The following is a 24596-nucleotide window of genomic DNA, read 5'->3' as shown; positions in this document are numbered from 1 at the left end:
CGACCATCGCGAAGATGGTCCGTGGGCTGTAGGTTGTTCAACCTGTCACCCGACGGTCACTGTGACGGTCGGACAGGTCGCCCGCCGGGTCGGGCAGCACGTGCGGCGTCCGCGTCGACGGCGACGGGTGGATGTCTGCGGTGGTGATTGCCCCGAAGCAGGTGGGTCACGACGTCGCTCCACCCTCAGCCCTCGCCTCGCAAGCGGTGTCACGTCTGCTGGTTTAGGGTCCCTGGGATGGTCATGAGCGCGCAGGACGTTGTGGGCGTGATCGAGTCAGACCCAGGAGCAATGAGAGTCCTTCGGGTTACGGCCGACCTTGGATTACCGGACTGGTGGATCGGTGCCGGCTTCGTACGCAACCGCGTCTGGGACGCGATCAGCGGCCTCCCGGTCTCGCCGGAGCGCGACGTGGATGTCGCCTACTTCGACCCGGAGAAGCTGGACCCACGCGAGGATGCACGCGCCGAAACCCGAGCCATAGTGGCCCTGCCTGGGGTGCCGTGGGAGATTCGTAATCAAGCACGGATGCATCTGCGCAATGGCGATGAGCCCTACACGTGCGCCCTGGACGCGATATCGCGCTGGCCCGAGACGGCGACGTGCGTCGCGGTGACTCTGCGGGGCGACTCTGTTCGCTTGGTGTCCTGCCACGGTCTGGCTGACCTTGTGGGAATGGTTGTCCGTCCCTCTCCAGCCTTTGACAACGCAGCGGGCCGCGCGAAGGTACAGCGCCGCGTGGAGGTCAAGGGATGGCTCCACCGATGGGCCGGACTGCGGCTGGAGACCTAGCGCGCACGCCAAGCGAAGGAAGGGTAGCCCCGACAGGGACGTCCTCTTCGCGGCACGGGCGGACATCCGACTCCACAACCTCCGTAGCGAGCGGCTCGCGTCAGATGTGCGCACGGACCTCTGCGACCGCATCGGCAAGGGCTTCCACTCCGTTTGTGATGGCGCGTTCAGTGAGGGTGGCGTAGCCGAAGATCAGCCCGCCGGGTCCGGCGGGGCTCAGTCGGTACCGGGAGACGCCTTGCACGACCAGTCCGTGCCGGGCTGCGGCAGCCACGACCGCGGCCTCGTCGAGGTCGTGCGGGAGCCAGGTCACGACGTGTTGGCCCGCCGCGACACCGACCGGCTCCAGGTCGGGCAGCCGTGTGCGCAGCGCGGCCAGGAGCGCGTCGCGGCGGCGGCGGTAGACCGGGCGCATTCGCCGCAGGTGCCGGTCGAATTCGCCGCGGGTAAGGAAGTCGGCGAAGGTCAGTTGGTCGATGACGGGAGAGCCGCGGTCGGCCAGAACCTTGGCCGCCGCGATTTCGTCGACCAGGTGTGACGGCGCCAGCAGCCAGCCGAGGCGCAGCCCTGGCGCCAGGGTCTTGCTCGCTGTGCCGCAGTACACGACGGTGTCGGGCGCCAGCCCCTGCATGGCGCCGACGGGCGAGCGGTCGTAACGGTACTCCGCGTCGTAGTCGTCCTCGATCACCACGGCGCGGCGACGCTGCGCCCAGCCGATCACCCGGGCTCGAGCGGTAGCCGACAGGACCCCGCCGGTGGGCCACTGGTGTGAGGCTGTCAGCACGACGGCATCCGCGTCGGTCTGTTCGAGTTCCTCGACGAGAAGGCCGTCCGGCCCGACGGGGACGCCGATCACCTCCAGGCCGGCGGCGGCCGCGACGAGGCGGGCGTCGTCGTCCGCGGATGGGTCCTCGACGGCCAGCCGGCGGGCGCCGCGCGCCGCGAGCACCTGGATCAGCAGCGCGACGCCCTGGCCGTAGCCACTGCAGATCACGACGTTCTCCGGGCGGGCCAACGTGCCGCGGACCCGGTTGAGGTAGTCGGTCAGGGCTGCGTGCAGTTCGGGTACACCACGCCCGTCGAGGTAGGCGAAGCGCTCGTTCGGCGTGGTGGTGAGGACCGTGCGCACCGAACGCAGCCAGGCGGCCCGGGGGAACGACGACACGTCGGTGCGGCCGTACCCGAAGTCGATCCGGGCCGCCGACCGGTCCCCGGCGCGGCGATCCGCTGGCGGCGGAACCGGCTCGACCGCAACCTGGGTGTAGCCGCCAGCCCGACTGGTGAGGTAGCCCTCGGCGACGAGTTGCTGGTAGGCCTCGACCACGACGCCACGCGACACTCCCAGATCGGCCGCGATGGTGCGGGTGGGTGGCAGGGACGCCCCGAGACGCAACCGGCCGGCCCGGATGCTGCCCCGGATCGAGGCGGCGATCTGCCGGTGCAGCGGTTCGGCCGCAGACCGGTCGACATCGATGAGCAGGTCCTGCGGCGTGCTGGAATTGGTCCTGATTCGGCCCATGCAATCGGACCTTACCGGGTGTACCGATTTCCGTCAGGCTCAGACGTATGACCACAGTGACCAGCGCTCGCTTCGACGGCCGCCTCCTCACCCCGGGCGACCCGGGTTACGACGCGGCCCGCACCATCTGGAACGCCATGATTGACCGCCGCCCACGGATGATCGTGCGGGCCGCGAGCGTCACCGACGTGGTGACCGCGGTGCGCCTGGCCCGCGAACTCGACCTGGAGATCGGGGTGCGCTGCGGCGGGCACAACGTGGCCGGCCTCGCCGTCCCCGCGGACGGCCTGATGATCGACCTGACACCGTTGAACGGCGTTCGGGTCGACCCGATCCGGCGGCACGCCCGGGTCCAGGGCGGCGCGCTGCTCGGCGCACTCGACCGGGCGTCGCAGCCATACGGCCTCGCCACGACCGCAGGTAACGTCTCGCACACCGGGGTCGGCGGCCTGACCCTTGGCGGTGGCATGGGCTGGCTCGCCCGCCAACACGGGTTGGCCTGCGACAACGTCGTCTCCTACACAATGGTCACCGCCGACGGGGACGTTGTGACCGCGAGCCGAACCGAGAACCCCGACCTCTACTGGGGCCTGCGCGGCGGGGGCGGCAACTTCGGCATCGTCACCGACTTCGACTTCCAACTGCATCACACCGGAACGCAGACCCTGGTCGCTGAGTTCGACTTCCGCGCCGAGGACGCCGTGCCGGTGCTCGAAGGCTGGCGGGACCTGAACGCCGTCGCACCGCGGCAGGCGACCTTCACCGCCGATGTCCACAGCACGGCCATCGGCCCGATCGCCACCGTCGGCTTCGTGTGGGTCGGCGACCCGGCACAGGGTCGCCGGTTGCTGCCGGCGATGCGCGCGCTCGGGCGCCCGGTCGCCGAGCGGGTCACCACGCCGTCGTACCTCGAACTCCAGCAGCGTGACGACACCACCGGCGGCCACGCCTACCGCCGGTACTCCAGTGCGCACTACCTGCGGCAGTTCCCCACCGCCGCGATCGAGGCGTTCCTGCTGCGCGGCGCGTCGGACCTGCACGCCGGCACCTACCTGCCGGGCGTCGGCCTGCAGGCGCACGGCGGCGCCATCGCCGACGTCGCGGACGCCGACGCGGCGTTCAGCCTCCGCGGCACCACGTTCGAGTTCGGCGCTGGCTCCCGCTGGACCGAGCCATCCGAGGACGATCCCCGGATGGCGGCGGCGCGCACTGCCGGAGCCGCGCTCGACCCGTACGCCGACGGCGTCTACGTCAACTCGCTCGCCGCCGACGAAGGGCAACGCGGGCTACGCCGTGCATACCCGGCCGTCAAGCTCGCCAGGTTGACCGCCCTCAAGACCGTCTGGGATCCGCAGAACATCTTTCACCTCAACCACAACATCCGGCCCAGCCACGCCTGAGCCGGCACCGAGACTGCCGACAGATCGAAAGGATGCTCATGACCTCCACCGGCCCCAACCTTCAGCTCAGCACCCACAGCCAGCAGCGCAGCCGACTGTTCCTGCCGGGCCTGGCCGCAGCGGCTGCCGCCGCCGTCGCCGTGACGGCCGTCGCGGGCACCGCCATGGCCGCCGGTGTCGATTTCGAGCTACCCGAAAGCGGCGCGTCGATTCCGCTGGTCGGCTTCACGCAGCTCACCTTCATCTTCGGCGTTGTGGGCATCCTTATCGCCCTGGCGATCCGCCGTTGGGCGTCCCAGCCGGCACGCACCTGGGTCCGCACCGCGGTGGCACTCACCGCGCTGTCGCTCGTACCACCGTTCCTGGTCGACGCCAATCTCGCCATCGAGTGCACGCTCGTGCTCGCACACCTGGTCGCCGCCGCAATCGTGATCCCTGTCATCGCCCGCCGGCTGGCTATCTGACGATCGTTCGTCACGGCTCGGCGGGCAAGGCTCGTACGATGATCAGCTAGGCTGCGACACCGTGGGACATGCCTTCGCCCGGCTGGCCGGCTACGGAATAGCGCTGACACCGCACTGGCCGTACATGTTCGAGCGACACCAGGCCGGCTCGGACGCCGTTCGGGTCACTCGCTGGACTCCCTCCGGTCCCGTACAGGTGGTAATCAATCCCCATCAACTCACCGACGGTGGAGACGTCGTGGACGTTGCAGTTGGGCCGAGCCATCCCTGCTGGTTCGTCGAGACGTCTGCCTTCCGTCTGCACTGGCCCACTCAGTTCACCGTTGAGTCACCGCAGGACCAAGGCGACGGCACACCGTTCTACCTGCACGGACCGGGCGAGGCGACCATCTTCCCTCAAGGCCCGGTAGCGAAGGAACGACTGGTAGATCCGCACGCCCTTGTGGCGGCTGGGCAGACGGTTCTGGATCGGCGCGTGGCCGACGACGGCTCCAGATTGATCGAGTTGGGCTATCAGCACAACGAAGAGCCGTGGTGGCAGGGGCACTGGACGATCCCGTACGACTCGGACCGGGTCTTGGTCCTGACGGCTCAAGCGCTCTTGGCGCACTCGACACAGACTCGCGAAGCTGCGGAGGTTATCGCAGCCACTTTCGAACGCTGTCAGTAGAGGCCATGGGCATCCGCTCTTCGGCAAGATCGCGCGTCTGCCGCGTCACGTGACGCCCGGTCAGCAGATCCGCTCACCTCACCGACTGGGCTCGCCTCCGGCGTCCATCTCCTGCGTCGCGTTCTGCCGCAGCAGCGCGCCGGCAAGCACCTCAGCATCCGATGAGTGCGTTACCCGAAGACCACGCGCATGATTATGGACCGAGCCAGCGCATGGGTGAGGCGGCGACGCCGAGAGCATGTCCGCCGTCTTCGCGAGGCAGGGCCGCACCAATCCGCGCCGGTGACCTCCCGTTCGGCCGGCCAGGAGAGCCGAAGCTCGACGGCTGCGGCGCGGCCAACCGTCATGGACTCACCTACTAACCGCGTCACATCTGACGGCGCCGCAAGCACCATCGGACAGCACCTGACGGGGGGCCCGCACCAAGAACCCGCCGTGACAAACGCCGGTCGCGGGCGAAGCCGGGGCGGCGTAGGAGTCAATCGCCTCAGCTCGCTGCCGAGAGCGCGCGTTACCGGCGGCAGATGCCATACCTCAATCTCGCGCCGCATCGTGGCTACATCCTGGGTTCAATCAGGCTCGCCCGTGCGATGGCTGATCAGTGGCTAGGCGTTACTGCTCTCAGTAGGGGCAGGGGGCCTTCCGGGGTGGGCTCGCGGCGAGGCGCATGCCGTCCGGAGCGGGTTTCGGTTTTCCACCCGATCGCCGCCAATTTTGCTGTCGGCCTCCAAGCCGGTTCTGCTCAGGAGGATCGGGCCGCCGCGTGCTGGCGCCGGTGAACACCACTATTGGCAGATCTGCATATTCGAGGCGGCGGTCCGGAGTGCCGCCACGCTTGCGGCCACCGCCGGATGGTCGCCCGCGCCCTTCCGGTACGCGATCCGGGTACGTCGCTTGATAGTGAGCGGTACGAGGCGGACCCCGATGGGCGGTTGCCCCACGGCGAGTTGAGGTACCAACCCGACTCCCCGGCCGGAAGCGACCAGGGCAAGCATGGTGGCGAAGTCATCGGCGTGATGACGCACGGTCGGGTGGAAACCGGCCAACTCGCAGGCGTGCAGGGCGAGCGAGTGGCACAGCGTCCCTTGGCTACCCACGATCCAGTCCGCGTCGCGCACCGACTGCATCGGGTCGCCCGCCGGATCGTGCTCCGTTCCGGCGGCGGGAACGGCGATGAACACCGTCTCGTCCATCAGCGGTGTCGAGTCCAGCGCCGGATCCGGTTCGACCGGCACGATGTCGTAGTCGTGTACGAGCGCCACGTCGAGACGGCGGTCGCGCATCGCGGCCGGCACGGCGACCGGGTCCAGTTCGGTGACCATCAGGTCGAGCGCGGGTTGGTCGCGGGCCAGCGCAACCAAGGCAGGCAGTAGCAGGGTACGCACAGCGCTGGGATACGCGCCGATGCGTACCGTGCCGGATAGTCCGCCCCGCGCGGCGGCAAGGGTGGCCTCGGCCGCCTCCAGAGCGGCAAGGACCACCTCCGTGTGCCGAACCAGCGCCTCCGCGGTGGGAGTGAGGGCGACCCGACGACCGACGCGTTCCAGGAGCGCGACACCGGCCTCCCGTTGCAGCACGGCGAGTTGCTGAGAGACCGCCGAGGGCGTGTAGGTGTACGCTTCGGCGACAGCGGCGATGGTGCCGAGCCGAGCCAGATCCCGGAGCAGCCGCAGACGGCGCACATCAAGCATCAGCTCAGCTTACGTGTTCGTTGAGCAATCGGAACTGGATCTTCACGATCTCAAGTAGCAGGCTGAAGGCATGACACCGACCGGCCTGTACGTACCGCTCATCACACCGTTCGACGAACAGGGCGGCATCGCCATTGACGCGCTGACCGCGCTCGCTCACGACATGTTGATAGCCGGCGCGGACGGCCTGGTCGCGCTGGGTACCACCGCGGAGCCGCACGCGCTCAGCAACGCTGAGCAGCTGACGGTGGTTGACGCCGTCGCCGCGGCCTGTCGGGAGCACCGGGCAGGTCTCTTGGTCGGCGCGCACAACACGGAAGACCTGGCGAGGGCCTCCGCCTCGTCCAGGTAGTGCGTGGTCAGCAGGATCGTGGTGCCAGCTCTGACCAGTGTCCGGATCAGCTCCCAGGACGCCCGCCGGGCGGCCGGGTCGAAGCCGGTGGTCGGCTCGTCGAGAAACACCAGGCGTGGGTCGCCGATGAGACCGACGGCGACATCGAGCCGGCGTCGTTGCCCGCCGGAGAGCCTCCGGACCCGGCTCCGGATCTGGTCGGTCAGCCCGACCATCCCGATCACCTCGGCCGGGTCCCGGGGTGCCGGGTAGTAGCGGGCAAAGTGCCGGACCGTCTCGCCCACGGTCAACTCGCCGAGGTCGGTGGCCTCCTGGAGCACAATGCCGATGCCGGACAGCCAGTCCCGAGCGGCCCGGCCGAACCGGCCGACCCGCGCCGGATCCACCCCGAGCACGGTCACCTCGCCGCCGTCCCGGCTCCGGTGTCCCTTCAGGATCTCCACGGTGCTGGTCTTGCCTGCGCCATTGGGACCGAGCAGGGCGACCACCTCGCCGTACGCGATGTCCAGGTCGATCCCGGCGAGCGCGGTGCGCCGGCCGTACCGCTTGTGCAGTCCGTGTACCCGGACCGCGGGGGATTCCGTCATGTCCCGATACTCCGACCGCCGACCCCGCTCGCGGGACGACCGGCCGGTCGAGGACGGGTGTCCACCGGTCGACGGACACCGCGCTCGCCAGCGTCACCGCCGCCGGGATGTTTGCAGCCGCTACGTCCTGGGCCGCTGGTGCCCGCCGGCGACGGCGCCCGGATCGGCGGCATCACCACCGAGGAGTGGCGCGCCCGGAGCCGGTGACAGCCCCCACGGGCGGTGGCCAGGCCCGGCCACCGCTTCGTTGGCGTGTTCGCCCGGAACGTCAGCCGCTCACCCGGACCGCCTCGATGATCGTCTCAGCGACCTCGCTCGGCTGGGACACCGCAATCGAGTGCGAGGCGCCAACGACCTCGCGCTGGCCCCGCGGGTCGGCCCGCTCGGCCATGAACCGATGCGCGGCGACCGGGATGTTCCTGTCGGCGTCCCCGAACACGAACCAGCTGGGCAGCAATCCCCAGGCGGGGTCGCCGGAGAGCCCGTCATCCAGGGCCCGTTCGGTGATCGGCCGCTGGGTCCGGGCCATCAGCGCGGCAAGGTCGGCCGGCACGTCCGCGGCGAACTGCGCGTGGTAGGCGTCCTGGCCGATCGCCACCTCGTTACCACCGCCCGACACCGGGTACTGCACCAGCGTGTCGGCGAGCGTACTGCCGGGGAACTTCCCGGACAGTGACAGCGCCGACTCGCCGGTGTCCGGGCAGAAGGCGTTGACGTACACGAGGGCCCGCACTGATGATTCGTCCGCTGCGGCCTGCGTGATCACCATGCCGCCGTACGAATGGCCGACGAGGATGACCGGGCCGCCGATCCCGCGTATCACGTCCCGCACGTACGCGGCGTCGCCTGCGACGCCCCGCAGCGGGTTGGCGGCGGCCACCATGTCGTACGCGGCGCCCAGCCGCTCGATCACACCGTTCCAGCTCGCCGACTCAGCGAACGCGCCGTGCACGAGGACGATGGTGGGCTGCGGATCGGGCATGACACATTCTCCCTTACTCTTTAACGCTGTTCACCCGCCGGCCGCGCCGGCACGCGTGAATACCCGTTACGCGAGGGTGAAACGTCCGATTCCACTGGCTCCCGGGCGTCGTGCCAGCCTTTGGATTGGCCAAGGCGATGCGGGCAACACCCTGACGCCCCGCATGCCATTCGGCGATGCCGAGCACACAAACCCGATGCACCGGCCGCCCGCCACGATCGCCGCCTCTCGGGTGTGGCGACCGATGGCCGGCCGATGAGGAGACGGTAGAGAACCGTGGCGTGGAGCTTCACTGCGGCGGCGACTGCCGCTGGTCCAACCAAGCAAGGCGACAGCTTTGACGGCTCAACGAAGTTAACGGGGGCTGCCAGTTACTCACAGACGTAGTTGGCCACGGCCGCCGATGAGGTGACTCGTTCGGGTGTTCTGTGAAACTGCCTCGAATCCGGTCGGCGAGGCGGCGGTGAAAGCAGGTCACAAGTCACGGCGGTTGGCCAACTCGCTGGCATCGTGAAGAACCTGGCATTGTGGCAAATGATCTTCATGACGACTTGGCAGTCTCCCTTGAGTGGCCCGTTCGTGCCGACGAGCAGCTCCGAAGCGAGTGTCACCGCGTGATCGCGGCTGTGGTCGAGCAGACCGGGGCAATCGGGTGGTTGGAGGTGCCGTCCCGCGGAAAGGCGGACGCATGGCTGGAAGGCGTCTTCCAGACCGCAGGTTCGGGACGCGGTGGCCTCGTCGTGGCCCGGGCCAAGGCACGCGTCGAGGCACTCGGGGTATGGCTTGCCGGCCCTCCCGGGCCCGTCGGTCACGTCGCCGAACTGACCAAGGTGCTGGCTCATCCCGGCGCACGTGGTCTCGGATTGGGCAAGAGGGTTGTCTCTGCCCTGGTGGGCGCCTGCACGACCGCCGGTATCGAGGTGATCACCCTGGGGGTACGCGGAAACAATCACGGTGCGATCTCGCTCTACGAGGCCTGCGGCTTCCGAACGTGGGGTGTCCTGCCGAACGCCGTCGCAGTAGATGATCTTCGTTTCGACGACGTGCGCATGTTTCTGCCACTGCCCCTACCCACGGGCGTACGCGTCCGCGGGTCAGTAGCGGGTGGGCCGGGAGGCTCCGCTCGACGCAGAGCGACATGAAAGAGAGTTGGCCACCCAGCCCTGGGAGCCCTTTCAGCGGCCAACCAAGTGTCGGCGTCACAGCCAGCTTGAACGTCCAGTGTGGACAGTGCCGTGAGGTTGCCCGTGGCTCCGGGTGATCCTGCTTGTTCTCGACGCAAGCTGGTCACAACAGAAGACCCACGGGCATGTTCAACGATACGACCCGGCTGCTGGGCCTCGCAGGCCTGGCCGTCACCGGGGTCGCCGACGGGCCGGACGGCCCGGTCGTGGACCTGGTCACCGCCGATGAGCAGGCACGGCGGTGTCCGGAGTGCGGAACCTTGGCGCGCAGGTCGAAGGGCTGGCGGGTGACCCGACCGCGTAACCTGCCTGTCGGCGGACGGGCACTACACGGGGACAACCCTGTTTCCGCTGGTCAGGGCTTCACCCTCGTCGGGACGGCCGGATTCGAACCGACGACCCCTTGATGACCCCCGGAACGTTGGGGTACCTGCTGACCCAGCTCACACGCACGTTGCACTCTTGACGGACGCTCGACAGCGAGCCCTGTGTTCGGCATCGCTCGTGCCGTTTGGTCCCCCACCTGGTCCCCGAATCCAACCAGCGTCACCGTGCGCGCTACCCCCGGCCGGCGGCGGAGAAGTACCAACTGACCTGCTCGCCGTGGCCCATGATGAGGTCATGACGACATGTGGGCGCTGCGGTTCGCCGGTCCCGCGTTGGCACCGGCGCGCTGGCGCCGCCGCCACCGACGCGGCTGCCGGGGGTACATCGGCGGTCGGCGTCGTCAGTCTCGGCGCCATGGCCGTCGGCGCACTGGCCCTGGGTTCCGTCGCCGTCGGTGCGATGGCAATCGGACGCCTGGTGGTCCGCCGCGCGGCCGTACGACACCTGCAGCTCCGTTCGGTACACGTCGGTCGGCTGGAGATCGACGCTCTCCTTGTAAAGGACGATGGGGGACACACGCCCCACAGCAATCTCGATGCTCACTGATCCACCCCGGTCTGAGCCGGCTCCTATGGACGCCAACCCGTGAATTCTCGACTCCAGGCCCCAACACAACCGCCCGACCAGCTCCCCCGCCACAAATGCGGGGGTTTCCCCACCGGTGCACCGCCTGGATGCTCGCGTGGGTACTCAGCCCGCACAGGTGTAACCGCGTCGGCGCACCGGCGGGTGTTCAGTGGTTCGACGTCATCTGAAAGCAGGCGACGTCGTACCGCGCAACGGGTTCGGGTTCATCGAGTTCTGCGGCTGTTCCCCCGCGTAGTAGGCACCCGCCGATGCCGCCGTCCGACCTGAACGGCAGACTCATGCGCATTGCCGGCCGCTGGTCGTGTGTCGGGGATCTCCGGGCCGGCCGGTTGTCCGCCCACCGTCCGGTGCGTCAGTCTCAGCGGATGGTCCTCCTGCTCAGCGCGTTCGGCATCGTGCTGCTCGGCGCCTTCGCCCAGGCGGTCAGCGGCTTCGGATACGCGCTGGTGACCGTGCCGTTGCTGACCGCCGCCGTCGACCCGCGCGCCGCCGTGGTGGTGTCGGCGCTGACCGGCGTCGGGCTGACCGTCACCGCGGCCATCCGCGAACACGCTTACGCCCGGTGGCGGGTCGCGGCGGCACTCACCGCCACCGCCCTGCTCGGCCTGCCGGCCGGCCTGCTGGTTCTCGCGCTCGCGCCGGAGCGGCTGCTGAGCGCACTGATCGCGGTCGTGGTGCTCGGCTGCGCCGCGCTGGTCTGGTCCAGGGCACGGATCCGGACCGGACGGATCGGTCTCGGGGCCATCGGCGTCCTCGTCGGGGTGCTGACCGCCGCCACCGGGACGAACGGGCCGCCGCTGGTCGCCGCGTTCCAGTCGCTCGGCTACGACCCGCGCACCTTCCGGGCCACCCTGGCGGCGACCTTCTCGGGCACCAGTCTGATAGGGCTGACGGGGTTCCTGCTGGCCGGTCAGATACACGCCGATGTGGTGCGGATCTCCCTCGTGGCGCTCCCCGCGGTGCCGCTGGGCTGGTGGCTGGGAAACCGACTGTTCCACCGCATCGACCCCGTGGTGTTCCGACGGATCGTGCTGGTCGGCCTGCTCGGCAGCGCCGGTGCCGCGCTCGCGAGCATGGCCCACTGAGCCGGTCGTCCACGGACCCCTTCGACGGGTCAGCGCAAGTCGCGTGCCGGGGCGACCGAGTCGGGCCAGCTCGCCATGACGTGTGGCGTTGGCCGGTGCGGCACCCCAGATATCAGCCTTCCGCCTGCAGACCGACGACAATTCCGGCCATGTCCTGCGACAGAAATGGGGTCACGTCCCGTGGGGCGACCCGCAGGGAACCGGGCCAACCGGTTCCTGGCCGGGGTGGCATACCTCGACGGCGTAGACCCGAGCGCGATCATGGCGCGCGGCTACTACGCGAAGACCACCGTGGCGGCGTACTCGATGCGGGGCAACGAACTGATCCTCGGCGACACCTTCGACTCCGGCCGGTTGCCCGACCCGACGCTCGGCGAGGAGCGCGGGGTGCACAGCCTGATGGCCTCGGACGTGGACGCCGATGGTCGCGACGAGATCGTCTACGGGGCCATGGTGCTGGAGAGCGATCTGAGCATCAAGACGGTGCCGCACACCTGGTTCCCCTACCCGGCGCTGCCGGTCAACGTGGACCTGACGCCGCAGATCAAGAACCCGGACGAGAACGCCCGCTTCGTGTACCTCGCGCACGGCGACGCAATGCACATCGCCCACCTCGATCCGACCCGGCCGGGCACCGAACCTCCTCGTCTACTGGGACGGCGACCTGACCCGCGAACTGCTCGACGGCAACCGGATCTCGACGGCGAACACCGAGTACGACACCAGGCCGTCCACCGTGAACAAGACCGATTTGCTGGTCGCCGCCGGCACCTCGTCCGTCAACGGCAGCAAGTCCACCCCGATCATTTCGGCGGATCTGCTCGGCGACTGGCGCGAGGATGTGGTCCTGCGGCTCGGCGATGACAAGTTGCGCCTGTTCACCACCACCATCCCGACGAGCCACAAGATTCGCACGCTCATGCACGACCCGCAATCAGGTGGCCTGCGAGAACGTGACCTACAACCTGCCCCCACACCCGAGCTTCTTCCGCGACCCGGCGTACCCCCTGCCAGCCCGGCGGACCGACATCGACGTGTCCCGGCGCGGCTGAACCCGGCAGCCCTCGGCGGGTGCCGCGTCTCGCGCGGCACCCGCTTCGCGGTGCCAGGGGCCGGGTATCAGCGCCGTCGATGATCCGGGTGGCGGGGTGGCCGCGCAACGAGGCCACCCCGCCCGAGTCACCGTAGGTTGGGCACCTCGGCGCGGGTCACCATTTAGGCGTGGTTGTAGACCTTGCGCAGGTGGACGGCGGAGTTGCTGATTGTGAGGTGATCCCCGTGCCATGTAGTCATAGGTGTAGCGCCACAGCCGGTTGTACTGGCTGCCGCCTTCCACGCTCCACCAGAACCAGGTACCGCCAGCCTCGTGGTAGGGCCGGAAGATCACTGTGCCTCCGAACAATCCGGCCCAGGACGCCAACGCCCTGGGCCGGAGCAGTGTCGCGGCTGTCGGTCTTTCCGATCAGGTGATGTTGATGTCGCTGCACCACATGTAGGTCTGGTCCAGGTGTGACGCCTTCCAGATCACGAACAGGACGTGGTTTCCGGTGCGTCCAGAGACCGAGACGTTGAACGAGATGTTCTGCGCTGGCGCGTAGCGCCCGGTCGTTGTGATCAGGTCGAGGTTGCCCCACCCGAGCCGCTGGGTGGTCGGGTTGAACCCCTGCTTGGTGACGTAGACCCGGAAGAAGTCAGCACCGTGGCTGGCCTGGTCGTACAGCTGGACCGTGAAGTTGCGGCTGACGGTGGTCGCCTTCCATGCTCCAGGCTGGTTCACTGTGTCGTTCCTGGAGAGGGCGTTGCTGCACAGCTGTCCGTCCGGGGTACGGGCTTCGTACTGGCCGGCGAGGCCGTCCCGCAGCTGGCTCATCCAGTTCCACATGGTGTCGGGGTTGGCCTGGAACGCCCGCCAGCACATGGGGTCTTGTTGCTGCATGGCTGGGTTCGTGTGTTGGTTACCCCAGGTCTTCCAGCACTGGTAGGCGCGACTCGCCGGGTTGATGATCGTGCCGTGGGCCTGGGCTGCGCCGGTCCAGGGCAGCGTACCGACCACCATGGCGAACAGCAGGACGAGCACTCGGAGGGACTGACGGACAGTTGACCGGGGTCGTCCGCCGGATTGATCGGACTTGTGTAAACGCACTGTTCATCCTCCGTTCTTCGGTACTAAAGATCAGGATGGGAACGCTCCCAAGCAACTGTTACACCTATGGGCTTAAATATCAATACCGATCTATTTATGGCCGGATGTAGATCGAGCTGACCGGGATCGCCGTCGAGCGCAGCTCCCAGAACTGTCCACATCCGACCACGCCGACCCACTTTGGGCTGGATCACCACCACCCAGCGGAGGGTGCGGCACGGGTTGCTGACCCGACGCCGGATCAACGACGGGTCTGCGCACCGAGGTCCGCAGCCGCGGCATCGCCGTACGGACCGCCCGCAACGGCATCCACTGCAGTACGCGGACGGTTCACAGCTACCGGAGGGCCCGCTGAAGGCGATGCCCAGCCGCTGGTTTCGCAGGTTCGGATCCGGCGGCCGGGTGGGTGCGGGTACGACCGCCCCGCCCGGCCGCCCGCCATGGTCAAAGCCCGGCTGCGGCGTCGTACCGGCGGCGCTGGTCGGCCATCTCCGAGTCGGCCAGCGCCTCCTTGAGCGCCAACTCCGCGTACTTGTCCGGGAACATCTCCCGCAGCCGGTCGACGAACATGACGTCGGCGGTCGCCTCGACCACCTGGATGCCCGGAGGTTCGGTGGACATGTCCATGATCACAGGGCCGGCCAGCTTGACCGCCACGTCCCAGGGGCGCTTCTGCTCGGCGACCCCGCAGAGGTGAAAGCCGTAGACCGTCTGCACGTCGGCGAGCGCGGTGACCTCGGTCGGCTCGTAGCCGTAGACGCGGACCCCGCAGATCACTGCCGGCTTCTCCTCCTCGGTGGCCACCTGCTGGACACTGTGTCCGGCGTGGTTGTGCTGCCCCGGGTCCGCCTGTTCGAGCGTGGTACGCATCCGGGTCATAATCTGCCCTTGCAGATCCGGCGGCTCCGCCTCCGGACCGGCCCGGTTGACCAGTACGACCGCGCTGGCCGACACCGCCAGCAGGATCATCGCCACCCACATGAAGCGGTTTCGGTACCAACCCGCGAAACTCTCTCGGGAAATCATGATTGCTTCTCACCTCGTCGCCGGTTCTGATGCGCTGGCAGAGCGAATCGGACGCTCCCGGCGTGTCAGACGTCAAGCGCGTCGGCCGTCGGGGACACGTACCGGGGGATACGTACGGCGGGCGAAATGCCTGCCCGGCAAAATGCCCGTCGTCATAGAGATGGCCCGGCGATGCGGCATGCGAGCGTCTGCCAAAGCGGCGCGCTGCCGGCACTGCGATGCTCCCGTGCTGGCCGTTCCCAGCACGGTTGCCCCCGCGCTGCGGCGATGTGAGCCATTCCAACACGCTTGGATCCGCTCTGGCAACATCGACGATCCTCACCTTCTGGGACGACCGCGGCCGTCCCGCACCCTGGCCCGACGACACCGACCAATGGAGACCCACCACCAGCGCATGAAGCGTTCGGGTGACCGCCACCCGCGGGGTCGCATGGATGGGGTGAACGCGGCCGCCGGGTTGGTCTCCAGGGCGCAGGGCGCGTCGCTGGTGCACTACATGCCGCGTCGCGGCAGGACGTCGAGGCGCAGCGGGGACCCCCTTCCATGGCGGCGACAGTGACAACCAAAGCATGGGAGCGCCCTCAGTTTGGAGACGATCATGGTCGTGCCCTTGCCGTCCTGTCGACCGACGCTCCTCCTCCAACCAGAGGCGGCACGACGGCGGGGTTGATTATTGACGAGACTCGATTTATCGTGGGAACGCTCCCAGGTTGCTTCCTCCACTCCACTTGCTCGAGGAGCTGAAACATGTCGCGACGGCGTTGTCGCCCGGCCACCATGCTGGCCGGGCTGCTCGTTCTGACCCTGACTGCGTTCCTGTTGCCACCGGCGCCGGTGGCCGGCACCGCCGCGGCGGGCACATCCCACACCCGCGTGGTGCCACTCGCTGAGCTGACTGTGGTATCCGAACAGGTGGCATTCGGTCTGCAGCGTCCGATCGCGATGACCGGGCTGCCGGACGGCCGGATGCTGATCGCGGAGAAGAACGGCACCGTCCGCGCCTACCACCCCGACACCGGCCTGGCGGCCGAGCCGGTGCTCGACCTGACCGCCCGGATCGACACGTCGGACAACGAGCGCGGCCTCCTCGGCATCACGCCTGCGCCGAACTTCGCGCGGACCGGGATCCTCTACGTGGCCTACACGAGCCTACCGGCCGGCGCGCTGACCCTGGCGCGAGTCCCCATCGGCACTCCTGAGCGGGTGCAGGTGCTGCTCACCCAAGAGCACGCGGAGTACGGCAACCACAACGGCGGACAGGTAGGGTTCGGCCGCGACGGCTACCTCTACTGGTCTCTCGGCGACGGCGGCCACGCGAACGACCCGTTCAAGGCCGGTCAGAACCTCGGCACCCTGCTCGGCAAGATCGTGCGAATCGATATCAACCGCACCTGCGGTGGGAAGCCCTACTGTGTGCCCTTCGACAACCCGTTCGTCCGCGTGCCGGGCGCACGGCCGGAGATCTGGCTCTACGGGCTGCGCAACCCGTGGCGGTTCTCCGTCGACCCGGTCGACGGCTCGCTGTGGATCGGTGATGTCGGCCAGGGCCTGGTCGAGGAGATCAACCACATCCGCCCCTGGCAGCGTGGCGCGAACCTCGGCTGGTCCTGCCGAGAGGGCACTCCGGTCTTCGACCCGGAGCAATGCCAGTCGGGCGTGCGGTACACCGACCCGGTCTTCGAGTACGAACATTTCCTTACGGAGAACTGCTCGGTGACCGGCGGCGTGGTGTACCGAGGGTCCGCCACCCCGGAGGCGTGGGGGACCTACGTCGCGAGCGACTACTGCTCGACCCTCGCGTTCGCCGTGCGTCCCAAACCCACGGGCGGCTACGAGTCCGCCACGATCGGCAACTTCCCCACCCAGCCGACCGCGATCGACACCGACGTGCACGGCGAGCTGTACGTGCTCAGTGACCTCCCGGGATGGCTGAGCCGGGTGCGGTTCGAGCGGGTCCAGCCAGCCTCTAGCGGCGGGGCGGCGAACCGCTGAACCTCGGGGCAATCCCTCCGCATCGGCAATACCCCTGGGGACGGCCGCGTCCGGGCGGCCGTCCCCGGCAAACTCCGATGCAGGCCCCGGGTGCGTTTCTCGTGGTGTTCCGACGGATCGTGCTGGTCGGGCTGCTCGGCAGCGCGGTTGCCGCGCTCGCGAGCATGGCCCGCTGAGCCGGTCGTCCACGGACCCCTTCGACGGGTCAGCGCAAGTCGCGTGCCAGGGCGACCGATTCGGGCCAGCTCGCCATGACGTGTGGCGTCCCGATCCACCGCAACGAGCACTTCACCGCCGCCGCCCTGCGGGGGACAGGCAGCGGATGCAGCAGACCGGGCATTGGCTGGTGCGGCACCCCAGATGTCAGCCTTCCACCTGCAGATCGACGGTGCCGCGTCTGGGGTGGATCTGTGCCTTCACCTCCGCACCGACCATGGGGCGCAGTTCGCCAACCATGCCGCACGCCGATGCGTCGTGGCACCCGGGGTTGCCTCAGCAGGGAGAGCTGGTCCGATCTCTGAGGACCCGAGGATGGTCGTGACCGGACTCAGCGCCTCACGACGCCGGCTGAAAAGTGGTGACCACCGACTTGATGGCCTCGACGTAGTCGTAGAAACGCGCCGTCCGCTGCCCCGAGTCTCTCATTGCTCGGGACAAGTCCTCCGTGGGAAAGAACGACTTGCGCAGAGCGTGAGAGAGTTCTAGCTGTACCCCCGCTCCTCGCCGATCCTTGTTGCAGATGTTGCCGGGGTAGGTGCCGGCCACCTCGCTCGAGGCCGATATGACCCGAAAGCCTTTGTCGATCAGCGCGGCCGAGATGCTTCGCTGCAGGTCGGCGTCCAGCCCTCCAAGGGCCGTTTCCGCCTGGTCGGCGGTGCCGGCGTAGCCATGGAAGGATATGCATCTGTCCGCCGCCCCAACCAGGGCTAGACATTGCGGCTCATCGAAATGCGAAGAGGTGATGTGCAGATCGGAGTTGTGGCTGGCTTTGATGCCGGCGAACACATACGTGTCCATGAGTTCGTCGCCTACGGCGAGCGCCAACTCACCGCTACCGGGTTCTATGCCGCCCCCGTGGATCGCGATGGAAGCCCACGATGTGGTGGGTCGGTAAAGCGCGGTCCGGGTGTAGGTAACGCCCTCTTCCTCGCCGGCGGCCAACTGGGCGTAGTTGTCATAAAGGTTGCCCACAAATGCCTCCGATCAGGACGCCCGCCTCGCCGAAGAAGTCCGAAATGGTGCCAGCGGGATCCGCGCCGGTCGGCCGAGGTTGCCGACCGGCGCGCTCGACTCCGTGCTCACAGCGGCAACGTTACCCGCTGTTCCGGGGGTCATTAGATCGATTCGGTGACGAGCGAGGCCAGCAGCTGGACGATCCGCGACATGGCAGCCAGCGTCACCCGATGACCTTGGGCCTTCGCATTGGCGCACCATCGAACGCATGCGCGGCCGGGGCCGCCTCGAACGCCTGGCGCAGGTGCAGGGCGACCTGCTCTTGGGCGTGCGCGGCCTTGTCCAGCACCGCGGCAAGGCCGAAGAAGTCGTGCATCACTCCCCCGTAACGGACCGACGTGGCCCGCACGCCGGCGGCCTCCAAGCGGGCGCACCACTCATCGCCCTGGCTCTGCAGCACGTCGCGGTCGGTGGTGACGATCAGTGTCGGCGGCAGACCGGCGCGGCCCTGCGCGCAGAGCGGGAGCAGATCGACCCTGGGGTCGTTCAGGCTGTCGGTCACGCCACGGAAGGCGTGCATCATCATCCAGGACAGCAGTGGACGATTCAGCGGCCGGGCGTCTGCGGCGTCCCGCATGGACGCGCCGTACTGGGCGGTGGTGGTCAGCGGGCAGACGAGCACCTGCGCCACGGGCAGTGGCTCACCTGCCTGCTTGAGCTGACCGCAGGTCGCGGCCGCCATGTTCGCCCCGACGCCCTCCCCGCCGATGGCGATGCGTGACGGGTCGCCGCCGAGCCCGGTGGCGTTGGTCCGGAGCCACCGGTAGGTGGCCAGCACGTCCTCGTGGGCGGCCGGGAACACATGCTCGGGAGCCTTGCGATACTCCGGCGACACCACGATCGCGCCGGTCCGGTTGACCAGGGCGCGGCAGGACGCGTCGTAGTCGTCGTTCGTGAACAGGATCCAACCGCCACCGTGCACCCACATCACGACGGGCACCGGATCGGAGGTCTGGCCGAGCGGCTTGTAGACGCGTACGACCAGATCGCCACCCGGGCCGGGCACGGCGACGTCCGCTGCCGATCCGACCTCCTCGGGGTCCGTCGGCCGCCCGTCCTGCTGCAGGATCTCCATCGCCGCGTCAGCGAGGCTCGGCTGCTGGCGGGCCTGCTCGAGTGTGAGGAGCTCGTACGGGGCCAGGACCAGTCGGGACCAGGTGTCGAGGATCCGCTGCGCCTGGGTGTCGAGCAGCCAGGAGGCGTCGGTCGACAGGACGTTGCTGCGGCCGGATACCCGGTCGCGTACCTTGTCCATGAACCCGGCGGCACCGTGCATGAGCCTGCGACGGCGTCCGGTGGGCGGGACGGTGGGATGCGAGCGGGCCGGGGCCGACCCCTTGGCGGCGAGGTACCGCTCGCCGAGCCGACCCATCTCCCCCGCGCCCACCGCCCGACGCAGCGCCGGCAGGAACTCCCGTTCCTCCTTCTCGATGTGGTGCCGGACACCGCCGATCAGCTTGTTCAGCGCCCGCTCGAATTCGCGGCTGCCGGGATCCGCATGGTCAAGCAGGACGAGCAGCCTCTTGAGGGCCTGGTGCTCGTCCCGCCCCTCCTCGGCGTCCGCGGCGGCGCCGATCTCGGCCAGCGCCGGATACAACACCTCCTCCTCGGCGTGGGCGTGCAGGGCGCGGCCGTAACTCACCTGGTCGACCAGCATGCGCCGGTCACCGCGTCCGGCCTCGAGGTGCTCGAAGAGGCGGTTCGCCACCACGTGCTCATCGGCGATCACGTGGTCGAGGTCGCCCGGCAAGGTCGCGTACGGCAGCGTCATCGGACACCTCCTCCTCCACACTTACCGCAACCGGCACCGCCTTCGCGGCATAACCTGGCATGTCGCCAAGAACCCGAACGGGCCGGTCGACGCTGGTCAGCGCACGTCCCAGCCGGGCGTAGGCGCCCGACTCCACCCGCAGTGAACGTGGGTCGGCCGCGTACACTCACGCCTGTCTTCCCGTCAGCAGAGCCCGCGTGATCATCCGGCGCATGCGCCCTCCGAGGGGGTACGGACGGCCCGCGGCGGCGAGCGCGGCCGACCCGGCTGACCGGGGACACCTACCTGGTCGCCGCCGCCTGGAACGCTTCGCCGTACCACCGCCGCAGATCCCGCGACGCCTCGATCAGCCCCACCACGACCCACGCTCGCTCGCCGACCACGGCGAGCAGGATGGCCGTCTCACCACCCTCAGCACGTCGCCCACGACGGCGTTGATCCAGCTCTGGTCCAGGCTCACCTCGACCGTCTCCGGCAGTGTCGGCGCAGCGGCAGCCGGTGGGGCGGCCAGACCGGCGGGAGCCGTCAGGGTCAGCAGCAATCCGGCGAGCACGAACAGGGCTCTCATTCTCCGCTCATCCCTCCGGTCAGGCGGACCATCCGGGAGCCGGCGACGACCGAGCGTCACGTTTGCGGAGGTGTCCCCACTTGTTGGTGGGGCCAGTCTTGGCCGTCCGAGTGGGCCCTTTTGAGACCGTCAGAATCAATCTCACAAGACGGCCCCGGGAGACCAGCTCACAACCCGGCTCTCGGCGGCATACGTGGTGGCCATGGTTGCATCGGTGGCGAGTTCGGCAACCGCCGCTGCGACTCGCAGAGCGGGCGGGGTGTCGATGGCGAGTTCGTAGTGTCCGCGGCGCAGGTTCTGCATGAGCGCGTGGCCGCCGATGATCACTTGTGTTGTCGTGTCCGTTCGTAGCCCGCGCATCGGTCTCAACCGGTGTTTGAGCTGGCTGTGATCGGCTTCGATCGGATTGTTGGCGTACTGCTCGACGTGGTGCCACACGGACGGGATCAGCTCGTCGAGCACGGCAGGGTAGACCGGCGCGGCATCGGTGACGATCTCGCTCGGTGTCACTTTCAACGACAGCGCGCGTCGGAAGAACCGCCGGGCGGCGCCAGCGTCCCGGCGGGCCGTGACGAGCACGTCGATGACCTGCCCGTACTGGTCGACCGCCCGGTACACGTACCGCCAACCCCGTCGACCTTGACGTAGGTCTCGTCGACGTGCCACCTGTCACCAGGCGAGTGGCGGGAGAAGCGGGCAGCGCCGGCCAGCAGCGGCGTGAACCGCTGCACCCACCGGAAACACGGTGACGTGATCGACCTCGACCCCACGTTCGACCAGCAGCTCCTCCACGTCGCGATACGAGAGGTTGAAGCGCAGATACCAGAGGACCGCGACCACGATCACCTCGGTCGGGAACCGGAACCCGGCGAACGTCGACGTCGGAGGCAACCACAGGCGAGAGCGGGTCGATGACCTCACTGCTCAAGCCTGCCTCGATCTTGCCAACGCTCAATGCAACGGTGCCCACAGGAACGTTCCCCGGCGGTGAGGACAGCAAGGGCCGTTATCGCGGCGTTCTTTACCTAACCCAACCGCGCCCACCTCGTTGACTATTACCGTCCTTCAACATGACTACTTTTCGCGTTGCTGCCGCGACCTTGAGTGCCATGGTGGCCGTGCCCGTTGTGGCGACCGTGCCACCGACGCCGGCGACCGCTGCGCCGTCCGTGCCCTGCCCGAAAGCGCAGCCGCCGGTGCCCCCACCCGCCACACCGTCCCCACCACCGGTCGACCCCGCCCATCGCAAAGTCGGGGGCGACGCGCTGGCGACGTCAGAACTGGCGATCCACGAGGGTGCGCCGTCGGCGCCGGCCGTGACCGCCACCGCCTGGGTGGTGGCGGACCTCAACAGTGGTGAGGTCCTCGGCGGCTGCGCCCCGCACGAGCGCCGAACGCCCGCTAGCGTGCAGAAGCTGCTCCTCGCGGCGGCGCTGATGCCCCGCCTCGACCCAAAGCAGGTCGTCGAGGTGAAACGGGAGGACCTCGCCGATCTCGACCCGGCCAGTTCCTTGATGGGCGTGGTCGATGGTGGCCGGTACTCCATCGAGAACCTGTGGCTGGGGCTTCTCATGAAATCGGGCAACGATGCGGCCAACGTGCTGGCCCGCGTCGGCGGCGGCGAGAAAGGCAGGAAGGGCGGAGTTGACGCGATGAACGACGAAGCGCGCCGGCTGCGGGCGAACCAGACCCACGCCGCGACGCCGTCGGGCCTGGATGGCCCAGGTCAGTACACCAGCGCGTACGACTTGGCGCTGATCGCGCGGGTCACGTTCGCGCGGGAGGACTTCCGGCGATACATGCAAACCAGGGCGGCCGAGGTACCAGCACAGCCGGGAAAGCCGGCTATCGAGCTCATCAACGACAACACCCTGCTGGACCGCTACTCGGGGATGCTGGGCGGGAAGACCGGATTCACCTCACTCGCCCGGCAGACGTACGTCGGCGTGGCCGAACGCGACGGCCGACGGCTCACGGTGACCCTGCTGGGAGCGGAAACCGCACCACTGGGGAGCCTGGGCGAGGCGATCGCCCTGCTCGACTGGGGCTTCGCTCTCTCTCCCGATGCGTCCGTTGGCACCCTGGAAACACCCGAGACAGAGAAGAAGTCCTCATCGTTGTGGTTGGTGACCGGCCTCGGCCTCGGCGCGGCCGTCGCACTGGTCGTCCTGGCCGTGTCGACTCCCCAGCGACGGCATATGGGTGCGCGCCGAGAATCCAGCCAACAGTAGGGAGGTCAGCTTCTCGACCCTGAAGGGTCGAGCTTGCGGATCGTGACGGCTCGTGGTGATGAGCACGAGGTCACGCCGCGTTCGGCAGGCTGACGGCTGCCCAGCCCGTAACACCGGGTGCGGCGATGTTGCCGATCTGGCCTTTGCCGGTCTGGAACAGCTCCTCGATGCTCCAGCGGGAACCGCTAATGCTCAAACCAGGGCGGTGGTCAGCCGGGTGACGTCCTGCCAGCCCTGCGCAGCCCGAGCAGGGCGACCACCGCGAGGAGGATGACGGCGACGGAGTACTCGTTGGCGGTCCGGGGCAGGCCGCCGGTGTAGACCACGAGGAAGCCGGCAATGACGGTGGGCAGGCCGAAGCCGACGTAGCAGACGATGTAGAGCAGGGAGAGCACGCTGGCGCGTTCGTGCGCCTCCACGAGCGGCATGACCGTCTTGAGGCTGCCCTGGAAACCGCCACCGAAGCCGACGCCCCCAAGCGCGAGGCCGACGAAGAAGCCAGGGATGGATTCGGCGGTGACCGAGATCAGCGTGATGATCATGCCCAGGATGAGGGCGGCAATTCCGGTGAGCATCACGGTCCGTGCGGCGGCGTTGCGCAGCAGGAGAATGGTGGCGGATTGAAAGACGGCGAAGACGAAGACGACCAAACCGCCGACCACAATCGAGGTGGCCATGAGGGCGCGCACGAGCGCCGGGCCGAGCGCGCCGAAGAATCCGGCCAGCGCCCAGATGGCGAAGAGCACCGGAGCGACGACCAGTAGCGGTCCGCGCACGGCGCGTGGCAGCGCGATCTCCGGCCGCAGACTCTGCAGCGCTCCCTTCATCGGCGTGACCGTTTCCCGCATCAGCACGACCCCGACGCCTTGGACCAGCAGGATGCCGAGCAGAACGGCGTACACCAGTCGGGTCGGCGCGGGCAGGTACTGGATGAGCAGCGCCGAAAGCAGGGCACCGGTACCGTACCCAATACCGGGGGCGATCGAGTTCGTGAGCGTGCCGCGGTAGCGGCTGATGTCGAGCATGGCGGCACCGACGGCGCCGGTGGCGGCGCCGGCCGCGAGCCCCTGTACGACGCGGGCTGCCAACAGCGCCGACACGCCGGTGGCGACGATGAAGATGACCAGCGAGATCATCTGGACCGCGATCGCGACAAGCAGGACCGGTCGCCGCCCGACGTGGTCGGACAGCTTGCCGAACGTGAGCAGGGAGGCCAGCACCGCGAGGGCGTAGACGGCGAACACCACGGTGGTCGTGATCGGCGAGAAGTGCCAGCGCGCCTGGTAGATCTCGTAGAGGGGGGTCGGGGCTGACGACGAGGCCACGAAGGACACGAGGATCGAGGCGAGCAGAAACAGGGCGACATTCGGCGAGATCCGCCGCTGTCCGGCGACACTCATCAGACGTCCTCCTCGTGAACCGCAAGCAGCTCCTGGCACCGTCGCCATGGACGCGCCCCTGCTGACGTGCCGCACGGATTGCCCGGTGCGAGCCCCCTCACACGCGACATGGACTGGCCCCGACACGCCAGGCTCACCGGATTGCCGTCAGTGGGCGCAGCAGAGCCCAGTGTCGCGGATCTGGGTCTGCTCAGAACTTGGGCTCGACCGGTGAGGGCAGCATGTCGGCTCACTGTGCAGTACGTCGACGGCCTGGTCCGGGAGGGCTCCGTAGCAGGCCATGAGGCAGGGCTCGCTGCTGGCGTACATGATGCCGTCTTCGAACAGGTGCCGCCCCACGTTGCTGCCGGCCTGGCGCAGGGCCATGACCTCCGCGTGTGAGGTCGGGTCTCGCAGCTCGACAACGCTGCTGGTGCCCTCGCCGACGATCGCTCCGGATATGACGACGATGGCTCCGAACGGGGTCTTCCCTCGTCCTCCAGCGCGCGTCGTGAAATCTCGATGGCCCGGGCGAGGAACCGCTCATCTTGG

Annotated in this window: 22 protein-coding genes and 6 pseudogenes; 12 read left to right on the top strand and 16 right to left on the bottom strand. The window is 68.5% G+C overall.

Annotation, left to right across the window (positions count from 1 at the left end; all coding sequences use genetic code 11):
• Positions 1-243 precede the first annotated feature (243 nt).
• Positions 244-792 (top strand): nucleotidyltransferase family protein, encoded by a 549-nt coding sequence (locus tag KBX63_RS25580; RefSeq protein WP_247663059.1) that lies wholly within the window; start codon positions 244-246, stop codon positions 790-792.
• A 100-nt stretch (positions 793-892) separates the two neighbouring features.
• Here the strand turns inward: KBX63_RS25580 and KBX63_RS25575 are convergent, their stop codons facing one another.
• Complete coding sequence (locus KBX63_RS25575; RefSeq protein ID WP_210915460.1) at positions 893-2311, bottom strand: PLP-dependent aminotransferase family protein; 1419 nt, start codon at positions 2309-2311, stop codon at positions 893-895.
• 47 nt (positions 2312-2358) lie between these two features.
• Here KBX63_RS25575 and KBX63_RS25570 point away from each other — a divergent pair, with 47 nt between their 5' ends.
• From KBX63_RS25570 to KBX63_RS25560, 3 genes are all read left to right on the top strand, one after another.
• Positions 2359-3711, top strand: coding sequence for an FAD-binding oxidoreductase (locus KBX63_RS25570; protein WP_210915459.1), 1353 nt, complete (start codon positions 2359-2361; stop codon positions 3709-3711).
• Positions 3712-3749: 38 nt separating this feature from the next.
• Positions 3750-4175, top strand: coding sequence for a DUF6069 family protein (locus KBX63_RS25565; RefSeq protein WP_247663058.1), 426 nt, complete (start codon positions 3750-3752; stop codon positions 4173-4175).
• A gap of 61 nt (positions 4176-4236) precedes the next feature.
• Positions 4237-4845, top strand: a complete 609-nt coding sequence (locus KBX63_RS25560) for a hypothetical protein (RefSeq protein WP_210915455.1) — start codon at positions 4237-4239, stop codon at positions 4843-4845.
• 785 nt (positions 4846-5630) lie between these two features.
• Here the strand turns inward: KBX63_RS25560 and KBX63_RS25555 are convergent.
• Both KBX63_RS25555 and KBX63_RS36525 read right to left on the bottom strand, forming a co-directional pair.
• Entirely contained in the window at positions 5631-6536 is a 906-nt protein-coding gene (locus KBX63_RS25555; RefSeq protein WP_210915454.1) for a LysR family transcriptional regulator, read from the bottom strand.
• A 4-nt stretch (positions 6537-6540) separates the two neighbouring features.
• A complete protein-coding gene (locus KBX63_RS36525; protein WP_210915453.1) occupies positions 6541-6696 on the bottom strand; it encodes a hypothetical protein in 156 nt (51 codons plus the stop codon).
• Between KBX63_RS36525 and KBX63_RS35490 the strand changes: the two genes are divergently transcribed.
• The gene (locus KBX63_RS35490) at positions 6622-6888 is read left to right on the top strand and encodes a dihydrodipicolinate synthase family protein (protein WP_307871841.1); all 267 of its coding nucleotides are present in this window, start codon (positions 6622-6624) and stop codon (positions 6886-6888) included. The genes KBX63_RS36525 and KBX63_RS35490 overlap by 75 nt on opposite strands.
• Here the strand turns inward: KBX63_RS35490 and KBX63_RS25545 are convergent.
• Together KBX63_RS25545 and KBX63_RS25540 are read right to left on the bottom strand one after the other, a co-directional pair.
• Positions 6831-7475, bottom strand: a pseudogene (locus KBX63_RS25545) (ABC transporter ATP-binding protein); the annotation flags it as partial. The gene KBX63_RS35490 and the pseudogene KBX63_RS25545 overlap by 58 nt on opposite strands.
• Before the next feature lie 268 nt (positions 7476-7743).
• Entirely contained in the window at positions 7744-8457 is a 714-nt protein-coding gene (locus tag KBX63_RS25540; RefSeq protein ID WP_210915450.1) for an alpha/beta fold hydrolase, read from the bottom strand.
• Between the two features lie 614 nt (positions 8458-9071).
• Here KBX63_RS25540 and KBX63_RS25535 point away from each other — a divergent pair.
• Together KBX63_RS25535 and KBX63_RS25530 are read left to right on the top strand one after the other, a co-directional pair.
• Entirely contained in the window at positions 9072-9599 is a 528-nt protein-coding gene (locus KBX63_RS25535) for a GNAT family N-acetyltransferase (RefSeq protein WP_210915449.1), read from the top strand.
• Positions 9600-9766: 167 nt separating this feature from the next.
• Positions 9767-10048 (top strand): transposase family protein, encoded by a 282-nt coding sequence (locus KBX63_RS25530; protein ID WP_210915448.1) that lies wholly within the window; start codon positions 9767-9769, stop codon positions 10046-10048.
• A gap of 151 nt (positions 10049-10199) precedes the next feature.
• Here KBX63_RS25530 and KBX63_RS25525 read toward each other — a convergent pair whose 3' ends face one another.
• Positions 10200-10571, bottom strand: a complete 372-nt coding sequence (locus KBX63_RS25525) for a hypothetical protein (RefSeq protein WP_210915446.1) — start codon at positions 10569-10571, stop codon at positions 10200-10202.
• Between the two features lie 410 nt (positions 10572-10981).
• On the opposite strand from KBX63_RS25525, the gene KBX63_RS25520 reads away from it, so the two are divergent.
• The 3 genes and pseudogenes from KBX63_RS25520 to KBX63_RS36855 all read left to right on the top strand — a co-directional run.
• Complete coding sequence (locus KBX63_RS25520; protein WP_210915445.1) at positions 10982-11701, top strand: sulfite exporter TauE/SafE family protein; 720 nt, start codon at positions 10982-10984, stop codon at positions 11699-11701.
• A gap of 75 nt (positions 11702-11776) precedes the next feature.
• Positions 11777-12157, top strand: a pseudogene (locus tag KBX63_RS36860) (hypothetical protein); the annotation flags it as partial.
• 160 nt (positions 12158-12317) lie between these two features.
• Positions 12318-12575 (top strand): annotated as a pseudogene (locus tag KBX63_RS36855) (hypothetical protein); the annotation flags it as partial.
• A gap of 417 nt (positions 12576-12992) precedes the next feature.
• On the opposite strand, the pseudogene KBX63_RS36850 reads toward KBX63_RS36855, so the two are convergent.
• From KBX63_RS36850 to KBX63_RS25500, 3 genes and pseudogenes are all read right to left on the bottom strand, one after another.
• Positions 12993-13088: pseudogene (locus KBX63_RS36850) on the bottom strand (glycosyl hydrolase); the annotation flags it as partial.
• A 75-nt stretch (positions 13089-13163) separates the two neighbouring features.
• Positions 13164-13778 carry a lytic polysaccharide monooxygenase gene (locus KBX63_RS25505; RefSeq protein WP_307871838.1) on the bottom strand — a complete coding sequence of 205 codons (615 nt, stop codon included), beginning with the start codon at positions 13776-13778 and terminating at the stop codon, positions 13164-13166.
• Between the two features lie 510 nt (positions 13779-14288).
• Positions 14289-14870: a hypothetical protein gene (locus KBX63_RS25500; RefSeq protein WP_210915435.1), complete on the bottom strand. Its 582-nt coding sequence runs from the start codon at positions 14868-14870 to the stop codon at positions 14289-14291.
• 747 nt (positions 14871-15617) lie between these two features.
• Between KBX63_RS25500 and KBX63_RS25495 the strand changes: the two genes are divergently transcribed.
• Positions 15618-16862, top strand: coding sequence for a sorbosone dehydrogenase family protein (locus KBX63_RS25495; RefSeq protein ID WP_210915433.1), 1245 nt, complete (start codon positions 15618-15620; stop codon positions 16860-16862).
• Between the two features lie 555 nt (positions 16863-17417).
• On the opposite strand, the gene KBX63_RS25490 is transcribed toward KBX63_RS25495, so the two are convergent.
• From KBX63_RS25490 to KBX63_RS25475, 4 genes and pseudogenes are all read right to left on the bottom strand, one after another.
• Complete coding sequence (locus KBX63_RS25490; protein ID WP_210915427.1) at positions 17418-18053, bottom strand: poly-gamma-glutamate hydrolase family protein; 636 nt, start codon at positions 18051-18053, stop codon at positions 17418-17420.
• A 205-nt stretch (positions 18054-18258) separates the two neighbouring features.
• The gene (locus KBX63_RS25485) at positions 18259-19866 is read right to left on the bottom strand and encodes an alpha/beta hydrolase fold domain-containing protein (protein WP_210915425.1); all 1608 of its coding nucleotides are present in this window, start codon (positions 19864-19866) and stop codon (positions 18259-18261) included.
• 346 nt (positions 19867-20212) lie between these two features.
• Positions 20213-20434, bottom strand: a complete 222-nt coding sequence (locus KBX63_RS25480) for a hypothetical protein (RefSeq protein WP_210915421.1) — start codon at positions 20432-20434, stop codon at positions 20213-20215.
• A gap of 216 nt (positions 20435-20650) precedes the next feature.
• A pseudogene (locus KBX63_RS25475) lies at positions 20651-21325 on the bottom strand (IS6 family transposase); the annotation flags it as partial.
• A gap of 179 nt (positions 21326-21504) precedes the next feature.
• Between KBX63_RS25475 and KBX63_RS25470 the strand changes: the two are divergent.
• Positions 21505-22665 carry a D-alanyl-D-alanine carboxypeptidase family protein gene (locus KBX63_RS25470; RefSeq protein WP_210915420.1) on the top strand — a complete coding sequence of 387 codons (1161 nt, stop codon included), beginning with the start codon at positions 21505-21507 and terminating at the stop codon, positions 22663-22665.
• Positions 22666-22735: 70 nt separating this feature from the next.
• Here KBX63_RS25470 and KBX63_RS36075 read toward each other — a convergent pair whose 3' ends face one another.
• The 3 genes and pseudogenes from KBX63_RS36075 to KBX63_RS36845 form a co-directional block, all read right to left on the bottom strand.
• Positions 22736-22861, bottom strand: coding sequence for a hypothetical protein (locus KBX63_RS36075; protein WP_256443166.1), 126 nt, complete (start codon positions 22859-22861; stop codon positions 22736-22738).
• Positions 22862-22874: 13 nt separating this feature from the next.
• Positions 22875-24140 carry an MFS transporter gene (locus KBX63_RS25465; protein ID WP_307871837.1) on the bottom strand — a complete coding sequence of 422 codons (1266 nt, stop codon included), beginning with the start codon at positions 24138-24140 and terminating at the stop codon, positions 22875-22877.
• A 72-nt stretch (positions 24141-24212) separates the two neighbouring features.
• Positions 24213-24530, bottom strand: a pseudogene (locus tag KBX63_RS36845) (deaminase); the annotation flags it as partial.
• Positions 24531-24596: the final 66 nt, after the last annotated feature.

Source organism: Micromonospora sp. U21, assembly GCF_018070045.1.
GTDB lineage: Bacteria > Actinomycetota > Actinomycetes > Mycobacteriales > Micromonosporaceae > Micromonospora.
Note: the sequence above shows the minus strand (reverse complement) of the source record. Positions and strands in the feature narration are given on the sequence as shown.

What these genes read in the sequence shown, in the direction of transcription:
- KBX63_RS25580 (WP_247663059.1), top strand. Translation starts at nt 244, where the DNA reads ATGAGCGCGCAGGACGTTGTGGGCGTGATCGAGTCAGACCCAGGAGCA.
- KBX63_RS25575 (WP_210915460.1), bottom strand. Translation starts at nt 2,311, where the DNA reads ATGGGCCGAATCAGGACCAATTCCAGCACGCCGCAGGACCTGCTCATC.
- KBX63_RS25570 (WP_210915459.1), top strand. Translation starts at nt 2,359, where the DNA reads ATGACCACAGTGACCAGCGCTCGCTTCGACGGCCGCCTCCTCACCCCG.
- KBX63_RS25565 (WP_247663058.1), top strand. Translation starts at nt 3,750, where the DNA reads ATGACCTCCACCGGCCCCAACCTTCAGCTCAGCACCCACAGCCAGCAG.
- KBX63_RS25555 (WP_210915454.1), bottom strand. Translation starts at nt 6,536, where the DNA reads ATGCTTGATGTGCGCCGTCTGCGGCTGCTCCGGGATCTGGCTCGGCTC.
- KBX63_RS25540 (WP_210915450.1), bottom strand. Translation starts at nt 8,457, where the DNA reads ATGCCCGATCCGCAGCCCACCATCGTCCTCGTGCACGGCGCGTTCGCT.
- KBX63_RS25530 (WP_210915448.1), top strand. Translation starts at nt 9,767, where the DNA reads ATGTTCAACGATACGACCCGGCTGCTGGGCCTCGCAGGCCTGGCCGTC.
- KBX63_RS25520 (WP_210915445.1), top strand. Translation starts at nt 10,982, where the DNA reads ATGGTCCTCCTGCTCAGCGCGTTCGGCATCGTGCTGCTCGGCGCCTTC.
- KBX63_RS25500 (WP_210915435.1), bottom strand. Translation starts at nt 14,870, where the DNA reads ATGATTTCCCGAGAGAGTTTCGCGGGTTGGTACCGAAACCGCTTCATG.
- KBX63_RS25495 (WP_210915433.1), top strand. Translation starts at nt 15,618, where the DNA reads ATGTCGCGACGGCGTTGTCGCCCGGCCACCATGCTGGCCGGGCTGCTC.
- KBX63_RS25485 (WP_210915425.1), bottom strand. Translation starts at nt 19,866, where the DNA reads ATGACGCTGCCGTACGCGACCTTGCCGGGCGACCTCGACCACGTGATC.
- KBX63_RS25480 (WP_210915421.1), bottom strand. Translation starts at nt 20,434, where the DNA reads ATGAGAGCCCTGTTCGTGCTCGCCGGATTGCTGCTGACCCTGACGGCT.
- KBX63_RS25470 (WP_210915420.1), top strand. Translation starts at nt 21,505, where the DNA reads ATGACTACTTTTCGCGTTGCTGCCGCGACCTTGAGTGCCATGGTGGCC.